Below are 16,647 nucleotides of genomic sequence, written 5' to 3' on the forward strand. Positions count from 1 at the left end.
CTACTGCAGCCGTGCAGGCACGGGCTTGGGTTTCGAACTTCGCATTAGCGAAAACATGGCCATGTCCTCCCGCCGGATTCCGGTCAGTTCATCCACGATCATCTCCGCTGCGATCATGCTGCAGACCGTCCCGTTTCCGCCGTAACCCTCCAGAAAATAAAAGTTCGGATAATTCGGGTGTGGCCCGATAAAAGGAAGGCCGTCCCGGGATTCCCCGAATACGGCGCCCCAGCCAAAGCGAGCGGTCAAGCCCTCCTGATCCGGGAACCGCCGATGAATCTCTGTCAGCAGCCTTTCGCATTGACGGATCTCTCGACCCTCTGGCAGCTTACCGCCAGGCAGAAGCTCATCCAGCCCGCCGGCGATGATCCGTCCGTCGGTTGTTGTCCTCATATAGAGATACGGCCTGGCCGTCTCCCAGATCAGGCACTGTTCGAACCAACCGTTCAGAGAAGCCGCCGGCTCCGTAACGGTCACGTAAGAGGCGCGTAAATGAGCGCCACTCTCCTTCTTAAATTGTTGGGTCTCATAACCGGTTGCCCAAATGACGTGCCTAGCCGTCACCCTCCCTTTGCCGCAGCGGCAGAGGATCCGTCCGTCGTCAGTTCGCTCGCTGCCGTTCATGTTGCTCCGTTCAAAAATTCTCACCCCTAGCTGTGCCGCCTTCTGCACCAAGCCATGAACGAAGGCATAGGGGTTCATCTCCGCATCTCCTCCCGCGTATATCGCGCCGGGGTAACGAAACGGAAATCTTTCCTCGAGATCGGCAGCCGACCACCATATAGCGGGAAGCCCGAAGCGTTGCAACGTGACGCATTCCTCCCGAAGCGCTTTAACGTCCTGCTCGGAGCTCGCCAAGTAAAGGCTGCTGCGTTCCGTCAAACGTGCTGAGCCTTCAAGTCTGTTGGAGATCTCCTTTAACCGTTCCAGAGCCGTTTGGCTGAGCCGGTAAAAATGAACGGCCGGTTCCTCTCCAAAGGTTCGGATCATCGAAGCCAGTGTTTTGTCACTGGCATATTGCAGTAAGCCCGTGCTAGCCATCGTGCTTCCTTCGGCGATCCGGTCCCGTTCCACCAGGATCGCATCGATTCCTCGCTCTGCCAGTAAGTGAGCGCAGAGCGCACCGCTGACACCGCCGCCCACAATGAGCACTTCGCAGTGAAGATCACAGTCAAGCACGGGATATTCAGCCACAACAGGCAGCGTAGAAGGCCAAAAAAGTTTGCCGGTATGAAGTTTCATTGATGCCGGTTCATCCTTTCAATCGTTAGGGATTCCATCATTATATCCAACCGCCATGAACTAAAAACGGCGAATCCTCCTCTATAAGCGCATGTTCAAAAAGTCAGGTTTTCATCTATAACATATCCTCACGGCGGCAGGGCATAATACCGTGAGTAGGATCATTCACCAGGAGGGAAACCCGATGATGTACTCTCAGATGCAACCGTTGTCCATGAAAGAACTGGACTATATCGCCGATTCGATCTCTAATGAGGAAATGCTAAGCAAGCTCTGCGCGGCGGCCGCCGCCGTTTCGCAAAACTTTGAAATCGAGCAGGCGATGCTGGAGCACATTCGCGTACATGAGCATCATCTCCACCAATTGACGGATTCGCTGCGCCAACATCAAATGGCGGCTCCGACGCCAAACCATTAACCACTTGTCTTTAGGAGGAACAGCCCGATGAATCAGACGGACAATCAAGAGCTTCTACCTCAGAACGATTTGTTGAAATCTATCTTGGCCGATTTACGGCGTACGGTCCGGGAATACACAACAGCAACAACGGAGTCTTCGTGTCCAGCCGTCCGGCAGCTGTTTACGGAGTTGACGAATAGCACCTTGAGATTGCAAGGGACGCTATATGAGCTGATGAAACATCAAGGCATCTATACGGCACCGGCCCCAGCGCCGCGTCAATTATTGGACAGCAAGCTGCAGGAAGCAGAAAAAACACAGCAGGAACTGCGTCAGTTTACCGAGCGCCGAACTTCCCGATGGACGCCCCATGCGCATCCGGCTAACGTGGAAGCGCATCGGCCTAATGTGCAGGCGCCCTACTATATTTAACCGCAGAACCGTCCATTCCCAAAGCTCACCTGGAGTGGACGGTTTTTCTATGCAGACGCACAAAATTCATGTAATATAAGTATTAAATTTGTTCTGCAGGCCCCTTGGATTTCAGGGGCTTGTGGAAGCATCGCTGGAGGATGAGGGATGAAACAACTAAGCGAATTGAAGCTCAAACTGCTGGACCTCCTCAAAGAGGACGCCCGCCGGGATGCGAACTTATTGGCGACACTTCTAGGCGTGTCTTCGGAAGAAGTGGCGGAAGCGATCCGGGAATTGGAAGAGGACCATGTGATCGTCAAATACGCGACGGTGGTGAATTCCAGCAAGCTGGATGACGAGAAGGTCACGGCGTTGATCGAAGTGCAAATTACGCCCGAACGCGGGCGCGGCTTTGAAGCGATCGCGGAGCGGGTATACCTGTTTCCCCAAGTCAAATCGGTATTTCTAATGTCCGGCGCGTACGATCTGCTGGTGGAAGTGGAAGGCCGCAACCTGAAGGAAGTAGCGAGTTTCGTCTCCGACAAATTGTCCACCCTGGAGTCGGTGTTGTCGACGAAAACTCATTTTATTTTGAAAAAATACAAGCAGGACGGTATCATTTTCGAGGATCCCGAGGAAGATCGCCGTTTGTTGATATCTCCGTAAAGGAAGTTATGTTATGAGCATTCAATCACAGCGTGCTGAGCAACCGGATAAAACGATGACGTCGTATTTGGCCCCGCGGGTCCGGGAGATTCAACCCTCCGGCATCCGCCGTTTCTTCGACCTGGCAAGCGGAAGCAAGGATATTATCACGTTAGGCGTAGGAGAACCGGATTTTATTACGCCATGGCATGTGCGGGAGGCCTGCGTGTACTCGCTGGAACGCGGATATACGAGCTACACGTCTAACGCGGGAACGCCTGAGCTTCGGGAAGCGATCGCCGAATACTTGGATACGAGTTATCACGTGAAATACAATCCCAAAGATGAAATTCTCGTTACGGTTGGCGGCAGCGAGGCAATCGATCTTGCGCTGCGGGCGTTGATCGAACCGGGCGACGAAATTCTCGTTCCGGTGCCTTGCTATATCTCCTATTCGCCGATCGCTTCGATCGGGGGAGGAGTGCCGGTTGAAATCGAGACTTATGCCCGCCACGAATTCAAGCTGCAAGCTGAAGACCTTAAGGCGAAAATCACGCCCAAGTCGAAGGTTCTTATTTTAAATTATCCGAGCAACCCGACAGGCGGTATTATGACCTACGAGGATTGGCTGCCGATCGCCAAACTCGTGGAGGAGCATGATCTAATCGTCATTTCGGACGAAATCTATTCGGAACTAACCTACGGGCAGAAGCATGTCTGCTTCGCTTCGATTCCGGGGATGAGAGACCGGACGATTCTCGTCAACGGTTTTTCCAAGGCATTTGCCATGACCGGTTGGCGAATGGGGTATGCCTGCGGCCATCCTGATCTGATCTATGCGATGCTGAAAATTCACCAATACACGGTGATGTGCGCTCCGGTTATGGGGCAAGTCGCCGCACTCGAAGCGCTTAAGAACGGGCTTCCGGATAAAGACCAGATGGTAGAGTCCTATAACCAGCGCCGTCGGTTGATCGTCCAGGGCTTGCGCGATATCGGGCTCGAATGCCATGAACCGCAAGGGGCGTTCTACGCTTTCCCGAGCATCGCCTCAACGGGACTGAGCTCGGAGGAATTCGCCCAACGTTTACTGCTTGAGGCCAAGGTCGCAGCGGTTCCGGGCAACGTCTTCGGCGCCGGCGGGGAAGGTTTCCTTCGCTGCTCCTATGCGACGGGAGTGAACCAACTGAACGAAGCCCTTAATCGTATGGAGCAATTTGTCCATAAATTGAAACAAGGCTGATTCGCTGACGATAAAACTCGAAAACCCTCGGAATTTGGAGTTAATTAACATTTCTTTCATTTTCTAATTGATTTAAGTTTTATATACATGGTATAATTTGATTTTGGAAGAAGGTTTTAGTTTCTCAGGGAGGGATTTCTTTTGCGCGGTGAGTACAACTTGCCATACGATAATGCTCTAATCGCTGAAGGCCGCGACATGCACCCATGGATGGATCAAGAGGATCGGCCGCATTCACCGCAAGCCGTAACGCTGGAGGACGAAATTCACTTGCTGCGCAGCAAGATGGAACGGCTCTTCCTGCAGGAAAAATCCTTTACATCGGATATTGTGATTGAAATCAGCAGCTTATTGGACCTAAAGATCAATGAATTCATGAAAACGATGAAATCCAATCCAAAATCAAATAGACGATAACCTGTCTTTATCACTTGGAAGGGGACCCGCATGCGGGTCCCCTTTTGCGGTTCCAGTAGTTCCATGACCAGCCGGGCTGCGATTTATGGTAAGATGGTACGAGAGTATGCCACGGGGAGGAATTTGAATGTCGATATATACGCGCTCCGGTGATCAGGGTCAGACCTCGGTCATCGGCGGTAGAGTGACTAAAGACGATGCGCAGGTGGAGGCTTACGGTACGATCGATGAGCTCAATAGTTTTGTTGGCCAAGCGGTCTGTTTGTCGGACGAGGAAACCTTTGGTGAGCTTCACGAGCAGTTGCTGCAAATTCAACAGGAATTGTTCGACTGCGGCTCCGATCTTGCGTACGTGAAGTTGTCGGAAAGCCGCTATAAGGTCACGTCGGAGTTGGCGGAGCAATTGGAGGCCTGGATCGATCGGTATGAGTTGGAGAATCCGCCGCTGGAGAAGTTTATTTTGCCGGGCGGAACACCGTTGGCTGCGGTCCTTCACATTTGTCGAACGGTATGTCGCCGCGCGGAACGGGGGGTGGTCACGCTGGGTAAGAGCAAGGAGATCAATGCCGAGGTACTGAAATATCTGAATCGCTTATCGGACTATTTCTTCGCAGCGGCCCGTAACGCCAATCACCATGCCAAGGTTGCGGATATCGAATACGTGCGGAGCGGGAAGGTGTTTGGCAACAAGTGAGATCCGAGTATTATGATCCGATTGAATATCAAGTGCCTGCCACGGAAGAAGGGTGGACGGTCAAAACCGTACTCCAGCGCCGGTTAGGCGTATCTCGGAAGCTGCTGTCCCGGATTAAGTTGACGGAGCGCGGAGTGATGCTGAATGGGGAGCGGGTATTCATCAGCGTCCCGGTCAAAGCCGGAGACACAGTGAGCGTATCGCTGGAGAAGGAAACGTCCACCGATATCCTGCCAGAGCCAATCCCGTTTGACATCGTGTACGAAGACGAAGCGCTGCTCATCGTGGATAAGGCGGCAGGAGTGATCGTGCATCCAACGCATGGCCACTATACGGGTACGTTGGCGAACGGCGTCGTGCACTATTGGCAGGAGAAAGGCGCGAAGTTCCGGTTTCGTCCGGTGCATCGGCTGGATCAGGAGACAAGCGGCTTGATCGCCATTGCCAAAAATGCGTATGTGCACCAACATATTTCCGAGCAGTTGATCGCCGGTGAGGTAACCAAGAAATATACGGCACTGGTGCATGGCTGTCCGTCGGTGCCGGAAGGGATGATCGACGGTCCGATTGACCGCGATCCGGAGGAACCTCATCGCCGGATCGTGACCCCGTCGGGTTATCCGGCGCTGACCTATTATAAGGTGGCGGAATCGTATGCGGAGGGAGCACGGGCCGAGCTACGCCTCGGCACCGGTCGGACGCATCAGATCCGCGTGCATATGACGTCGATCGGCCATCCGCTGATCGGCGATAAATTCTACGGGCTGCCGGGCCTCGCAGAACTGCCGGAGCCTGCGCGCGAGGCGATCGCACGTTTAGACGGAGCCATCGGACGGCAGGCGCTGCATGCCTCGGAGCTAGGCTTTCGCCATCCGCTTACCGGTGAAGCGTTGACCTTTGAGTCGAAGCTGCCCGCGGATATGCGGAAGCTCGAGGAGCTTCTGCGCGGAGACAGATTATTTTTTTCTGCAAATGATTAGGAGGAATACCAACGTGAGCAAGTTGACTGTATATCATTATCCGCCATGCGGGACTTGCCGAAATGCGATTAAATCGCTACAGTCCAAAGGGCATGAATTGGAGTTACATCATATCAAGGAAACGCCGCCTAGCGCCTCTGAATTGGATGATTTGGTGAAGCAGAGCGGGTTGGAATTGAAGAAGTTTTTTAATACCAGCGGCGAGGTTTACAAGGAATTAGGCTTGAAGGACAAGCTGGCGGGGATGACGCGGGAAGAACAGCTTGCGCTGCTGTCCTCGAACGGGATGCTGATTAAACGCCCGATCGTGACTGATGGCCAGAATGTGACCGTCGGGTACAAGGAAGAAACCTACGAGCAGGTTTGGAGCAAATAAATTCTGAAGAGAAAGGTGGCTTGGGATTATCGTGAATTTGGTGCAAAGCAGTAAAGATACGATTCTGCTGGTGGACGGCATGGCGCTGATGTTCCGTGCTTTTTACGCTTCGGCTGCCACAGGGTATATCCGCCGTACGAAGGCGGGTGTTCCAACCAATGCGGTGTATGGGTTTATGCGGTATTTTTGGGATGCCGTACAGAAGTTTGGGCCGACGCATATCGCCTGCTGCTGGGATCTGGGGAGCAAAACGTTCCGGACGGAGCAATTCACCGACTACAAGGGCAATCGTTCGGATGCCCCGGAAGAGTTGATCCCGCAGTTTTCGATGATCCGCGAGGTGATGGACAGCTTGGGCATTCCGAATGTCAGCTCGCCGGGCTTCGAGGCGGATGATTGCATCGGGACGTTGTCTTCCCGCTTTGGTCAGGAGATGGACGTGCTGGTGCTGACGGGCGATCACGACATGCTGCAGCTGGTTAGTGACCGGACGAGCGTGATCATCATGAAGAAAGGCCACGGCAATTACATGGTGTATACGCCGGAGGCCTTGATGGAGGAGAAGCAGTTAACGCCCGGACAGATCGTAGATCTGAAGGGCTTGATGGGCGATACGAGCGACAACTATCCGGGCGTGCGCGGCATCGGCGAGAAAACAGCCCTGAAGCTGGTGCAGGAGCACGGCTCGGTGGAAGGGATCCTGGCCAACCTGGACCAGCTGTCCAAGTCGGTCCGCGCCAAAATCGAAGCCGATCTGGACATGCTCCATCTCTCCCGGCAACTGGCCACCATCCGCTGCGACATCGAGTTGGAGTGTGCGGTAGAAGCTTGCCGGCTCGAGTTGAACGCAGCTCAAGTGGTCTCCAAGTTCGAGGAGTTGGAGATGGCCAGCGTCAGCGCCTGGATGGGCGTTGTATAGGGAGGTTTCATCCAAACTTCTCGGTGCTGAAAAGCAGTTTTTTGAACTTTTATTAAATGGAATTTCATTGCTTAATCGGTGAAGTAAGGTTCACCTAGGACTTGGTACAGGAACGTGCGCAGCTCGGAACCTTCCTCTTCGTTCAGGTTATAAATATGCTCGAGGTAACCTTCCTCGTCCAAATCGTCGGTGCCAAGAATGGCCGTGCGTCCGTTATGCAGGTCGGTGACCAGCTTCTTGCCATAAAAACGATTGGTGGTCGTGACCGCGAGGTCAAAGCGTTTCAGGGATCCGCCGATAAAGGTAACGAATCGGGTCGAGGTGCTTTCGGTGCTGTCGGACAGGAAATCGAGTTCTTGATGCGGGTCGCTCATTCTGTATGCCTCCTTGAATTGGGAATGTCTCTCGCTATTATACCGGAAAACGTGAAGCGATGGGACAATGAAAAAATCCGCATTGACAGCTTGGTTAAACATGGTATTATTAGGGATAACAGGTTACGTTTGGGGGAAGCACCTCTTTTGCGAAATTCGCGGAAGAGGTGCTTTTTGCGTTTGCGGTTCATGTAAGATACTCCTTCGTAGCTGAAATTTTAAGGAGGCGACAGGTTGATGCGAATCGTATTTTTAAACAGTTTGGAGAAGAAGGATAGCGGGGCCATGATCCAGGGGGCGCAGGTGTGGATTGGAGAGGAGGAAGGCGTTTGGCGGATGGGCTGGAATGAGCTGTTGGCTGACGGCCAGAGTGAAGATCTGTGGTATGAAGGGTCATCCTGGTCGGAGATGCTGCATGTTTATCGCCATCGATTAGCCGCTAAGCTGGGCGAGGGATTTCGCCCCGTGATGGAAGGTATTTGGGATGAGAAGGAAGGGGTGACCGGGCGCGGCATGGCGGCGCAGAAGCTGTTTTGCTATAGCGAGTTAAACGGTAACGAGCCGGTTTACAACGAATTGACGGCATGGCGCCGGAAGAAAGCTTCAGCGGAACGCAAAGCGCCTTATCTGATTGCCAGCAACCGATTGTTGCGGATGATCAGCGTATTTTTGCCGCAAACGGCGGATGAACTGCTGCAGTTGCCGGGCGTCGGGGAGAACAAAGCCGGCGAATACGGAGCTGAGCTGCTCGAAATCACGAAAGCGGTGGAGCGAAAGCGGACGTTCCCGCTGGATTGGGTCGAGCAGGAGATTGATGGCGAGGTATTCCGTACCTGGCTGTATAAACAGAAGGAAGTCAAATACCGGGCCGAGATGGAGAAGTTCAGCATCCGACGGGCTGCGCTGCAGGCGTTGGCGGAAGGGCTAAAGGTGGAGGATATTTGCATGCGAACGGGCATTGAGCGGCGGGATGCGGTCGAGTTACTGGAGAATTTGGAGAAGGAAGGCTACAACACCGATGATTTGGTGAGTGCAGAGCTGGAAGAGATGTCTGAAGCTGAGCAACAGGCCGTTTGGCATGCTTACGAAGAGCTGGGTGATGCACTCCTGAAGCCGGTCTTGCACAAAGTGTACGGGACCGAAGTCGCAGAAGGCAGCAGTCTCGATACGTTATATGAACGATTGCGCCTGATTCGCATCCGGTACCGCCGCCAGCGGGAGAGCGCTCGGCACGCGGGGTAAAACGGCGGAAACAGCAGTAACGCCAGTAACAGCAGTAAAAGTAGCTGGAACAGTAAGAACGGAGTATAGCAGTAGAGACGGTAAAGGCAGTAAAGGCAACTGTCTGAGGACCTACTCGAGCTTCAGCCGGAGGGTTGAGCCCTCCTTCGGCCGAATGAACTGTAAAAGTGCAGTTCGTTCGGCCGTTTTTGTCGCTAAAACACAAATGAACTGCAAAAATGCAGTTCATTTGTGGGGGATATAAGGAAAAATACATATTTATCCCGAAATCAACTGTACGTCCACTCATCCATCGAAAAAGGCCAACGAGGACTTATCGTCCAAGTTGGCCTCATGGTTCAAATGTGTACGTTCCTCTAAATCCAATCCCTTTTCCGGAATATATAAAACATCCCTAAACCCAAGGCAAGCATGATGCCGAGGACGATAAAGTAGCCGTACTGCGAATGCAGCTCCGGCATATGGTCGAAGTTCATACCGTAGATGCCGGTAATCAGAGTTAACGGGATGAAGATTGTCGTAATCGCGGTAAACACGCGCATGATTTCGTTGGCTCGGTTAGCGATGGCGGCCTGGTAGGCCTCGCGTAAGTTGCCGACGAGCTCGCGGAACGTATCGAAGTTCTCGGAGATCTTCACGGCGTTTTCGTAAATGTCGCTGAAATATTTTTGCAACTGGTCGTCGATCAGCCGGAGGTCTTTCTTGTTCAGAATGTTGATGACTTCCTTCTGCGGCCCAAGCACTTTCTTCAGCCACAGGATTTCGCTTCGCAGCCCGATGATTTCGTTCAGATGCGAACGTTTGGTATGCATCAGGATATCTTCTTCCAGCTTCTCGATCTTTACTTCGATCCGGTCGCCGACGGTAAAGTAGTTATCGACCACCAGGTCGACCAGCAGGTACAGGAACCGGTCGGGCTCGCTGACCTCCTGTTCCCACAGAATCGGCTTCACGGCGCGAAGCTCGTTAATTTTTTGCTTAGTAACCGTAATGATATAATGCCGTCCCAAAAAGAGGTTTAACGCGCGCAGAAAAATTTCTTCATCATCATACCGAATGCTGTTCACCACGATAAAATAGTGGTTATCGTAGGTTTCGATCTTCGGACGTTGTTCTTCCTCGCTCAAGCAGTCTTCTACAGCCAGATCGTGCAGCGAAAATAAGGGCTGCAGCAGGGCGAGATCATCGACGTCGGCATCGATCCAGTAGAAGCCTTCTTCCGGAGCGGTGGTCGTCAGTTCCACATCTTCTACAGGGGTAAATACGCCGGCTTGGACATGACGAATTTTCATAAGCTTTCACTCCCTTTCCCCGGGCCTGCCGGCCTGGGATGCTCTTGGTTGAAGCATAGGAAAGGGACCAACCGTGGCTTGCCCGGAACGATGAAAAAGGCGTTTATGCAAACACCGGGAAAAGAAAGTGCCCTAAGCGTTCCGCAGGCATCCAGCGGGTCGGTTTCCTATGCGATTGGTATTCCTGGGTTGTCCTCTGCGGACTCGGGTCGCCTTCCATTCTCGGTTTCACCTCGCTATTTTCAGGTTGTTTGAACATTCGTCAAACCCTAGGGCCGTCTGGGCCTAAAGGCACTTGTCTAGTATAACGCCAGCGAATGAAATGTTTCAACCCAAAAGTATACTATGTGAGCCGGTTCAAAGCGGTCCATGAATATTCGTGTGATTTTTCTCGCAGGTTCTTGACGGAATGCCGCCAGATCCTTTAAAGTGAATGTCAAGGAGTAGGCGCGAAGCCGAGGTCCTTAACTAAACTAAATATAGCGAAATCTTATCAAGAGCAGGTGGAGGGACTAGCCCGATGATACCCGGCAACCGGCGATTTTCCTAAAAAATCGCAGCGGTGCTAATTCTTGCAGAACTGTCAGCTTCGAACGCTGAGCGGCTTCTGAGAGATGAGAGAGGCGCATACCGGATACGTAATGACCTTTCTCCCCGTGAGAGAGGTCATTCTGTTTACATGGCCCCTCAAACGGATGTTGATTTCTTAATGACGCTACGATAAAAGGAGTGAAACCACATGCCGATTAAAGTACCGGATCATTTGCCGGCAAAGGATGTACTGGCCAGCGAAAACATCTTTGTTATGGATGAGAGCCGCGCTTATCATCAGGATATCCGTCCTTTGCGGATTGCCATTCTCAACCTGATGCCAACCAAAGAAACGACGGAATCGCAAATCCTTCGTTTACTTGGAAATACGCCGCTCCAGGTTGAAATCGTCCTGCTCCACCCCAGTTCCCACACCTCGAAGAATACGCCAGCTGAGCATTTGGAGATGTTCTACAAAACGTTCGACGAGATCCGGAACCGCCGCTTTGACGGCATGATCGTGACCGGAGCCCCCGTGGAACAGCTGGACTTCGAAGAAGTGAATTATTGGGAAGAGCTGAAGGAAATCTTCGAATGGACCAAAACCCATGTGACCTCGACCATGCATATCTGTTGGGGCTCGCAGGCAGGCTTATATTACCATTACGGGGTTCGTAAAGTACCGCTCGCGAAAAAATGCTTTGGCGTATTCTCCCACACGGTAAACGATCCGAAGGTGAAGCTTCTGCGAGGGTTTGATGAAGTGTTCCAGGTGCCGCATTCCCGCCATACCGACGTGGAGCGGTCGGACATCGATCGGGTGCCGGAGTTGCAAATTCTGGCGGAATCGGACGAAGCCGGAATTTATTTGGTGGCCACTCGGGATGGTAGACATATTTTCGTAACCGGCCATTCGGAATACGATCCGGAATCGTTGAAATGGGAATATGATCGAGATGTTGCCAAAGGCATGGAGATCGAGTTGCCGGTGAATTATTATCCGAATGACGATCCGACCCGAGCGCCGCGTTCTTCCTGGCGGGCCCATGCAAACTTATTATTTTCCAATTGGCTAAACTACTATGTGTATCAAGAAACGCCGTACGATATCGATCTAACGGCCGACTTTGTATATGAGATCTAAAGTGGAGGGGTTGCAGGTGGGGGAGCAGAACAAGGAATGGCGGATCGAGAGCAGACTGGCGCAAATCGGATCGATGGAGGAACCGGTTACGGGTGCGGTGAACTACCCGATTTATCAAGCAACGGCGTTTCGCCACCCGCGCCTTGGGCAAAGCACGGGGTTTGACTACGCTCGAACGAAGAGCCCTACCCGCAAAGTGCTGGAAGACGCGGCGGCCACCCTGGAATCCGGTGACGCGGGGTTTGCCTGTAGTTCTGGAATGGCGGCGCTGCAGACGGTGTTTACGTTGTTTTCGCAAGGGGATCACCTCATCGTGTCGTTGGATCTCTATGGGGGGACCTACCGTTTGCTGGAGCGGATCATGTCCAAATATGGCGTAACCGCTTCTTATGTCGATACGAATGATTTGGATGCACTGGAAAAGACCCGCCAAGTCAACACGAAAGCGGTGATCATCGAAACGCCAACCAATCCGTTGATGATGATCACCGATCTTGAGGCGGTATCGAAATGGGCGCGCACTCACGGGTTGCTAACGGTCGTAGATAATACGCTGATGACCCCGTATTTTCAGCGGCCGATCGAGCTTGGCGCGGATATCGTTGTGCACAGCGCGACGAAATATTTAGGTGGCCATAACGATGTCCTGGCCGGATTGATCGTAACTAAAGGGGAAGAACTGTCGCAGGAAATGGCGATCCTGCACAATTCGATTGGCGCGGTACTAAGCCCCTCCGATTCCTACCAATTGATGCGTGGAATGAAGACATTGGCGCTTCGGATGGAACGGCATGAAAGCAATGCACTCGCCATCGCGAAATTCCTGCAGTCGCATCCGCAGGTAGCGGAAGTGTTTCACCCGGGCTTGGAAGATCATCCGGGGTACGCGACGCAACGGAAGCAATCGAGCGGGAACACGGGGATTTTTGCCTTTAAGGTCACGGATGCCCGTTACGTGGAGCCGGTGCTGCGCCATCTGAACTTGATCGCGTTCGCTGAAAGCCTTGGCGGCGTGGAGTCGCTCATGACGTATCCGGCGGTCCAGACGCATGCGGACATTCCCGAGGAGATTCGAAAAGCGGTTGGCGTGGACGACCGGTTACTGCGATTCTCTGTTGGCATCGAGCATGTTGATGATTTGATTGCCGACTTGAGCGGAGCACTGGAAGCGGCGCGACAGGAAGTCGAAGGGGGACAAGGCGCATGAGCGGGCAGGAGAAACGGGAAAACAAATTCGAAACGAAGCTAATCCATTTCGGCAGTGAGGTAGACGAAGCGACGGGCGCATCCAGCGTACCGATCTATCAGGCGTCGACGTTTCATCACCACGATATTTTTAATCCGCCGCAGCATGATTATAGCCGTTCCGGCAATCCGACACGGCAAGCGCTTGAGGATTATATTGCGGTGCTGGAAGGCGGGGTGCAGGGCTTTGCCTTCGCAAGTGGGATGGCGGCCATTTCAACGACGCTGATGCTGCTCTCTGCCGGCGACCATATTATCGTGACGGAAGATGTGTACGGGGGTACATACCGGTTGCTGTCGAATATTTTGACTCGGATGAATATCGAGACGACGTTTGTGGACATGACGCAGCCGGAGTTGGTGAAGGCCGCATTAAAAGCCAATACGAAAGCTGTTTATATGGAGACGCCGTCCAACCCAACGCTGAAAATCACTGACATCGCGGAAATCTCCGCCTGGGCGCGGGAAAAGGGATTGCTCAGCATCGTGGACAATACGTTTATGACGCCGTATTATCAGCGCCCGATCGAGCTTGGAACGGATATCGTCCTGCATAGCGCGACCAAATTCCTTGGCGGTCACAGCGACGTGCTGGCCGGTTTAGCGGTGGCGCGGACGGACGAGTTGGCCCGTCAGCTGAAATACGTGCAGAACGGACTGGGCACCGTCCTGGGTGCGCAAGATTCATGGCTGCTGATGCGCGGCATGAAAACGCTGGGAGCCCGGATGGCGCATAGTGAGATCAGCGCCCGCAAGCTGGCTGATTGGCTGAGCCGCCGCGGCGATATCGACGCGGTGTTCTACCCCGGCCTAGCGAACCATCCTGGCCGCGAGGTCCAGGAGAAGCAATCGACCGGCTATGGCGCGGTCGTCTCCTTCGACGTCGGCTCGGGCGAGCGGGCGAAGCGTTTGCTGAACTTCGTGAAGCTGCCGCTCGTCGCAGTCAGCTTAGGCGCAGTCGAGAGCATCCTCTCCTATCCGGCAATGATGTCACACGCCTCGATGCCGCCGGAGGTTCGCGCGGAACGGGGCATTACCGACGGTCTGCTGCGTTTCTCCGTCGGACTCGAGGATATCGACGATTTGCTCGCCGATTTGGACGAGGCGCTTCGGAATAGTTAATGATTTCTACCTGAATCAACTCGGGCCGCATTTGCGGCCTTTTGTCATTTGTACCTGCAAATCGGGTGCTGTTTTTCTGGGCGTACCTGTGTTACGATTGAACTATCATTTCAATTTTCAGGTATTCTTAGGTATTCATTTATTGTTCTAAGGAGGCAGTGATTATGACTGCAATCGACGATATATTAAACAAGGCGCTGCAGGGTGGACGCCTCGATCTGGAAGATACCATACGGCTGTACGAGTCCGATGAAGTCGAGAAGATGGGACATACCGCGAACATTCTGATGGAGCGCAAGCATCCCGAACCGATTACGACGTTCGTCATCGGGCGAAATGTCAACTATACCAACGTATGCGACGTATACTGTCGGTTCTGTGCTTTTTACCGCCAACCGGGTTCGGATGAGGGATATGTGCTTCCGGACGAAGTGATTTTCCAAAAAATTCAGGAAACGATCGATGTAGGCGGAACGGAAATTCTGATGCAGGGCGGGACGAACCCTAACCTGCCATTTAGCTATTATACGAACTTGCTTAAAGCAATCAAGCAGCGGTTCCCGGACATTACGATGCACTCGTTTTCTCCTGCGGAGATTATGAAAATGAAGGAAGTGTCGGAAGGTCTTTCGCTGGAGGAAGTGGTACGCGAAATTCACGCGGCGGGCCTCGATTCGCTGCCGGGCGGCGGAGCGGAGATCCTGGACGATCGGACACGCCGGAAAATCAGTCGACTGAAAGGTTCCTGGAGAGACTGGATGGATGTAATGCAAACCGCGCACAAAATCGGCATGAACACGACGGCCACGATGGTTATCGGGTTCGGCGAGTCGATGGAAGAGCGGGCGCTTCATTTGCTGCGCGTGCGTGAAGCGCAAGATGAATGCATCCAAAACGGCTATGCCTCGGAAGGGTTCCTGGCTTTCATTCCATGGACTTTCCAACCGGATAATACGAATCTGAAAGCCGAACGCCAGACGCCGGAATCTTATTTAAAAACCGTGGCGATCAGCCGAATTGTATTGGATAACATCAAGAACTTGCAATCCTCCTGGGTGACCATGGGACCGGAAGTCGGCAAGCTGTCGCTGCAGTACGGCTGCAACGACTTCGGCAGCACGATGATCGAGGAGAACGTCGTATCGTCCGCCGGAGCGACGCATAAGGTCAATATCGAATCGATTCTCTCCATCATTCGCGCGGCAGGTAAAATCCCGGCTCAGCGCAATACGAAATATGAAATTTTGCGTGTCTTCGACGAAGAAGCTACGGTCGAACGCGATTTTATTATGCAAAACTAACAGGATTTTGTTGGCAATTTATTGGAAGAACTACCTTTCATTCCATGAACGGTTCCCGTATATCCGTTTCCTTCCCACCATATACTTGGAGAAGGAAGCGGAAGGGGGCCAGGTTCATGGATTTTTTTACCGTACGCGTTAAATGCGGTTCCGCCGAATCGGAGGAACGGTTCAAAAGCATGATACAAGATGCCGTTAACAGCTTACATAACCGCGAGTTTCAGCTTACTTTTCAAGCGGCTGGAGGCGGAATGCTGGAGGCTGTCATAGTTGGTCGGTCGGATAAGGACGGCGGACAAGATCACCCGGAACAACTGATCGATCTGTTATCGCTCGAATTCGCGGAATACCTCGTGGACGTGAAGGAAGAAGAGTTGGCTGCTCGAGTCATGAAACGGGACTACAGCTTCGAATCCCGGGAAGAAGCGCTTCAGGTGCAGCAGATGGTGAACCGGATGCTGGCGGAGGGCACGGAAACCGGGGGCTCGCGAGAGGAACGAAAAGCGTTGGTCCAAAAGGCGCTTCGCGGGTATATGCAGGCTTCCTCCGATCTTCATCTGGATGGATTCGCCTTGTTTCGCCTTAAGACATACGAGGACAAGCTGCGGGAAATCGTGGATTTTGCCGTGGATGAATACTTGCTTGATAAGCAGTATGAAGAGTTTATTGGGCTGCTGCAGTATTTCGTATATTTTCAGGAGCCCTTAACGCCATTGGTTCATTTGATGCATAAGCAGGGCCATGAATTCGCGATTTTGAACGAGCAGTTTACACCGGTCCACGTACCAGCTTCCGGCGGGGTCGTTGCCCGGATAGCCGATCAGGAGATGCAGATGGAAGACGTGATCGTCAGCACCTTGATCTCCTTGTCCCCGGATAAAATCCTGATCCATACGCAGGACCCCGATGCTCAGGTGATTACGACCATCTCGCGGATTTTCGGAGAGCGTGTGGAGTTGTGTTTGCTTTGTCCGCATTGCAAGCCATTCCATCAGGAGTTTCGCCGCCTGGATCAAGGCAGATAAGCTTTGGTTTCTTGACGGCTCGAAAGGTTAGCATTATAATT

Annotated in this window: 18 protein-coding genes and 1 riboswitch; of the genes, 15 read left to right on the top strand and 3 right to left on the bottom strand. The window is 52.9% G+C overall.

What is annotated here, in order from left to right:
• On the bottom strand, positions 1-1,242 hold the full coding sequence (locus IM700_RS18475) for an NAD(P)/FAD-dependent oxidoreductase (protein ID WP_193418357.1): 1,242 nt from the start codon (positions 1,240-1,242) through the stop codon (positions 1-3).
• Between the two features lie 184 nt (positions 1,243-1,426).
• Between IM700_RS18475 and IM700_RS18480 the strand changes: the two genes are divergently transcribed.
• From IM700_RS18480 to IM700_RS18520, 9 genes are all read left to right on the top strand, one after another.
• Entirely contained in the window at positions 1,427-1,660 is a 234-nt protein-coding gene (locus IM700_RS18480; protein WP_193418355.1) for a hypothetical protein, read from the top strand.
• A gap of 27 nt (positions 1,661-1,687) precedes the next feature.
• On the top strand, positions 1,688-2,074 hold the full coding sequence (locus IM700_RS18485) for a spore coat protein (RefSeq protein WP_193418353.1): 387 nt from the start codon (positions 1,688-1,690) through the stop codon (positions 2,072-2,074).
• Positions 2,075-2,221: 147 nt separating this feature from the next.
• Positions 2,222-2,722, top strand: a complete 501-nt coding sequence (locus IM700_RS18490) for an Lrp/AsnC family transcriptional regulator (protein WP_155607067.1) — start codon at positions 2,222-2,224, stop codon at positions 2,720-2,722.
• 13 nt (positions 2,723-2,735) lie between these two features.
• On the top strand, positions 2,736-3,944 hold the full coding sequence (locus tag IM700_RS18495; protein WP_155607068.1) for an aminotransferase class I/II-fold pyridoxal phosphate-dependent enzyme: 1,209 nt from the start codon (positions 2,736-2,738) through the stop codon (positions 3,942-3,944).
• A gap of 198 nt (positions 3,945-4,142) precedes the next feature.
• A complete protein-coding gene (locus IM700_RS18500; protein ID WP_193418380.1) occupies positions 4,143-4,361 on the top strand; it encodes an aspartyl-phosphate phosphatase Spo0E family protein in 219 nt (72 codons plus the stop codon).
• A 127-nt stretch (positions 4,362-4,488) separates the two neighbouring features.
• The gene (locus IM700_RS18505) at positions 4,489-5,055 is read left to right on the top strand and encodes a cob(I)yrinic acid a,c-diamide adenosyltransferase (protein WP_193418351.1); all 567 of its coding nucleotides are present in this window, start codon (positions 4,489-4,491) and stop codon (positions 5,053-5,055) included.
• Entirely contained in the window at positions 5,052-6,035 is a 984-nt protein-coding gene (locus IM700_RS18510; RefSeq protein WP_193418349.1) for an RluA family pseudouridine synthase, read from the top strand. The genes IM700_RS18505 and IM700_RS18510 overlap by 4 nt, the downstream gene beginning before the upstream one ends.
• 13 nt (positions 6,036-6,048) lie before the next feature.
• Positions 6,049-6,411 (top strand): arsenate reductase family protein, encoded by a 363-nt coding sequence (locus tag IM700_RS18515; protein ID WP_193418347.1) that lies wholly within the window; start codon positions 6,049-6,051, stop codon positions 6,409-6,411.
• A 37-nt stretch (positions 6,412-6,448) separates the two neighbouring features.
• On the top strand, positions 6,449-7,330 hold the full coding sequence (locus tag IM700_RS18520) for a 5'-3' exonuclease (protein ID WP_193418378.1): 882 nt from the start codon (positions 6,449-6,451) through the stop codon (positions 7,328-7,330).
• Between the two features lie 71 nt (positions 7,331-7,401).
• Here IM700_RS18520 and IM700_RS18525 read toward each other — a convergent pair whose 3' ends face one another.
• A complete protein-coding gene (locus tag IM700_RS18525) occupies positions 7,402-7,704 on the bottom strand; it encodes a DUF3055 domain-containing protein (RefSeq protein WP_193418345.1) in 303 nt (100 codons plus the stop codon).
• Positions 7,705-7,941: 237 nt separating this feature from the next.
• Here IM700_RS18525 and IM700_RS18530 point away from each other — a divergent pair, with 237 nt between their 5' ends.
• Entirely contained in the window at positions 7,942-8,946 is a 1,005-nt protein-coding gene (locus tag IM700_RS18530) for an HRDC domain-containing protein (RefSeq protein WP_193418343.1), read from the top strand.
• A 356-nt stretch (positions 8,947-9,302) separates the two neighbouring features.
• On the opposite strand, the gene corA is transcribed toward IM700_RS18530, so the two are convergent.
• Positions 9,303-10,238 carry a magnesium/cobalt transporter CorA gene (corA, locus tag IM700_RS18535; RefSeq protein WP_155607073.1) on the bottom strand — a complete coding sequence of 312 codons (936 nt, stop codon included), beginning with the start codon at positions 10,236-10,238 and terminating at the stop codon, positions 9,303-9,305.
• A gap of 487 nt (positions 10,239-10,725) precedes the next feature.
• A riboswitch (SAM riboswitch) is annotated at positions 10,726-10,859 on the top strand.
• A 118-nt stretch (positions 10,860-10,977) separates the two neighbouring features.
• Here corA and metA point away from each other — a divergent pair.
• The 5 genes from metA to IM700_RS18560 all read left to right on the top strand — a co-directional run bounded on the left by metA (position 10,978) and on the right by IM700_RS18560 (position 16,606).
• A complete protein-coding gene (gene metA, locus IM700_RS18540; protein ID WP_155607074.1) occupies positions 10,978-11,913 on the top strand; it encodes a homoserine O-acetyltransferase MetA in 936 nt (311 codons plus the stop codon).
• Entirely contained in the window at positions 11,903-13,120 is a 1,218-nt protein-coding gene (locus IM700_RS18545) for an aminotransferase class I/II-fold pyridoxal phosphate-dependent enzyme (RefSeq protein WP_193418341.1), read from the top strand. Before metA ends, IM700_RS18545 begins: the two co-directional genes overlap by 11 nt.
• Positions 13,117-14,280, top strand: a complete 1,164-nt coding sequence (locus IM700_RS18550; protein ID WP_193418339.1) for a trans-sulfuration enzyme family protein — start codon at positions 13,117-13,119, stop codon at positions 14,278-14,280. Before IM700_RS18545 ends, IM700_RS18550 begins: the two co-directional genes overlap by 4 nt.
• A gap of 164 nt (positions 14,281-14,444) precedes the next feature.
• Positions 14,445-15,581: a cyclic dehypoxanthinyl futalosine synthase gene (gene mqnC / locus IM700_RS18555; protein WP_193418337.1), complete on the top strand. Its 1,137-nt coding sequence runs from the start codon at positions 14,445-14,447 to the stop codon at positions 15,579-15,581.
• Positions 15,582-15,697: 116 nt separating this feature from the next.
• Positions 15,698-16,606, top strand: coding sequence for a putative sporulation protein YtxC (locus tag IM700_RS18560; protein WP_193418335.1), 909 nt, complete (start codon positions 15,698-15,700; stop codon positions 16,604-16,606).
• The last annotated feature ends 41 nt before the right edge of the window (positions 16,607-16,647 follow it).

It is taken from the genome of Paenibacillus rhizolycopersici (genome assembly GCF_014947195.2).
Taxonomy (GTDB): domain Bacteria; phylum Bacillota; class Bacilli; order Paenibacillales; family Paenibacillaceae; genus Fontibacillus; species Fontibacillus rhizolycopersici.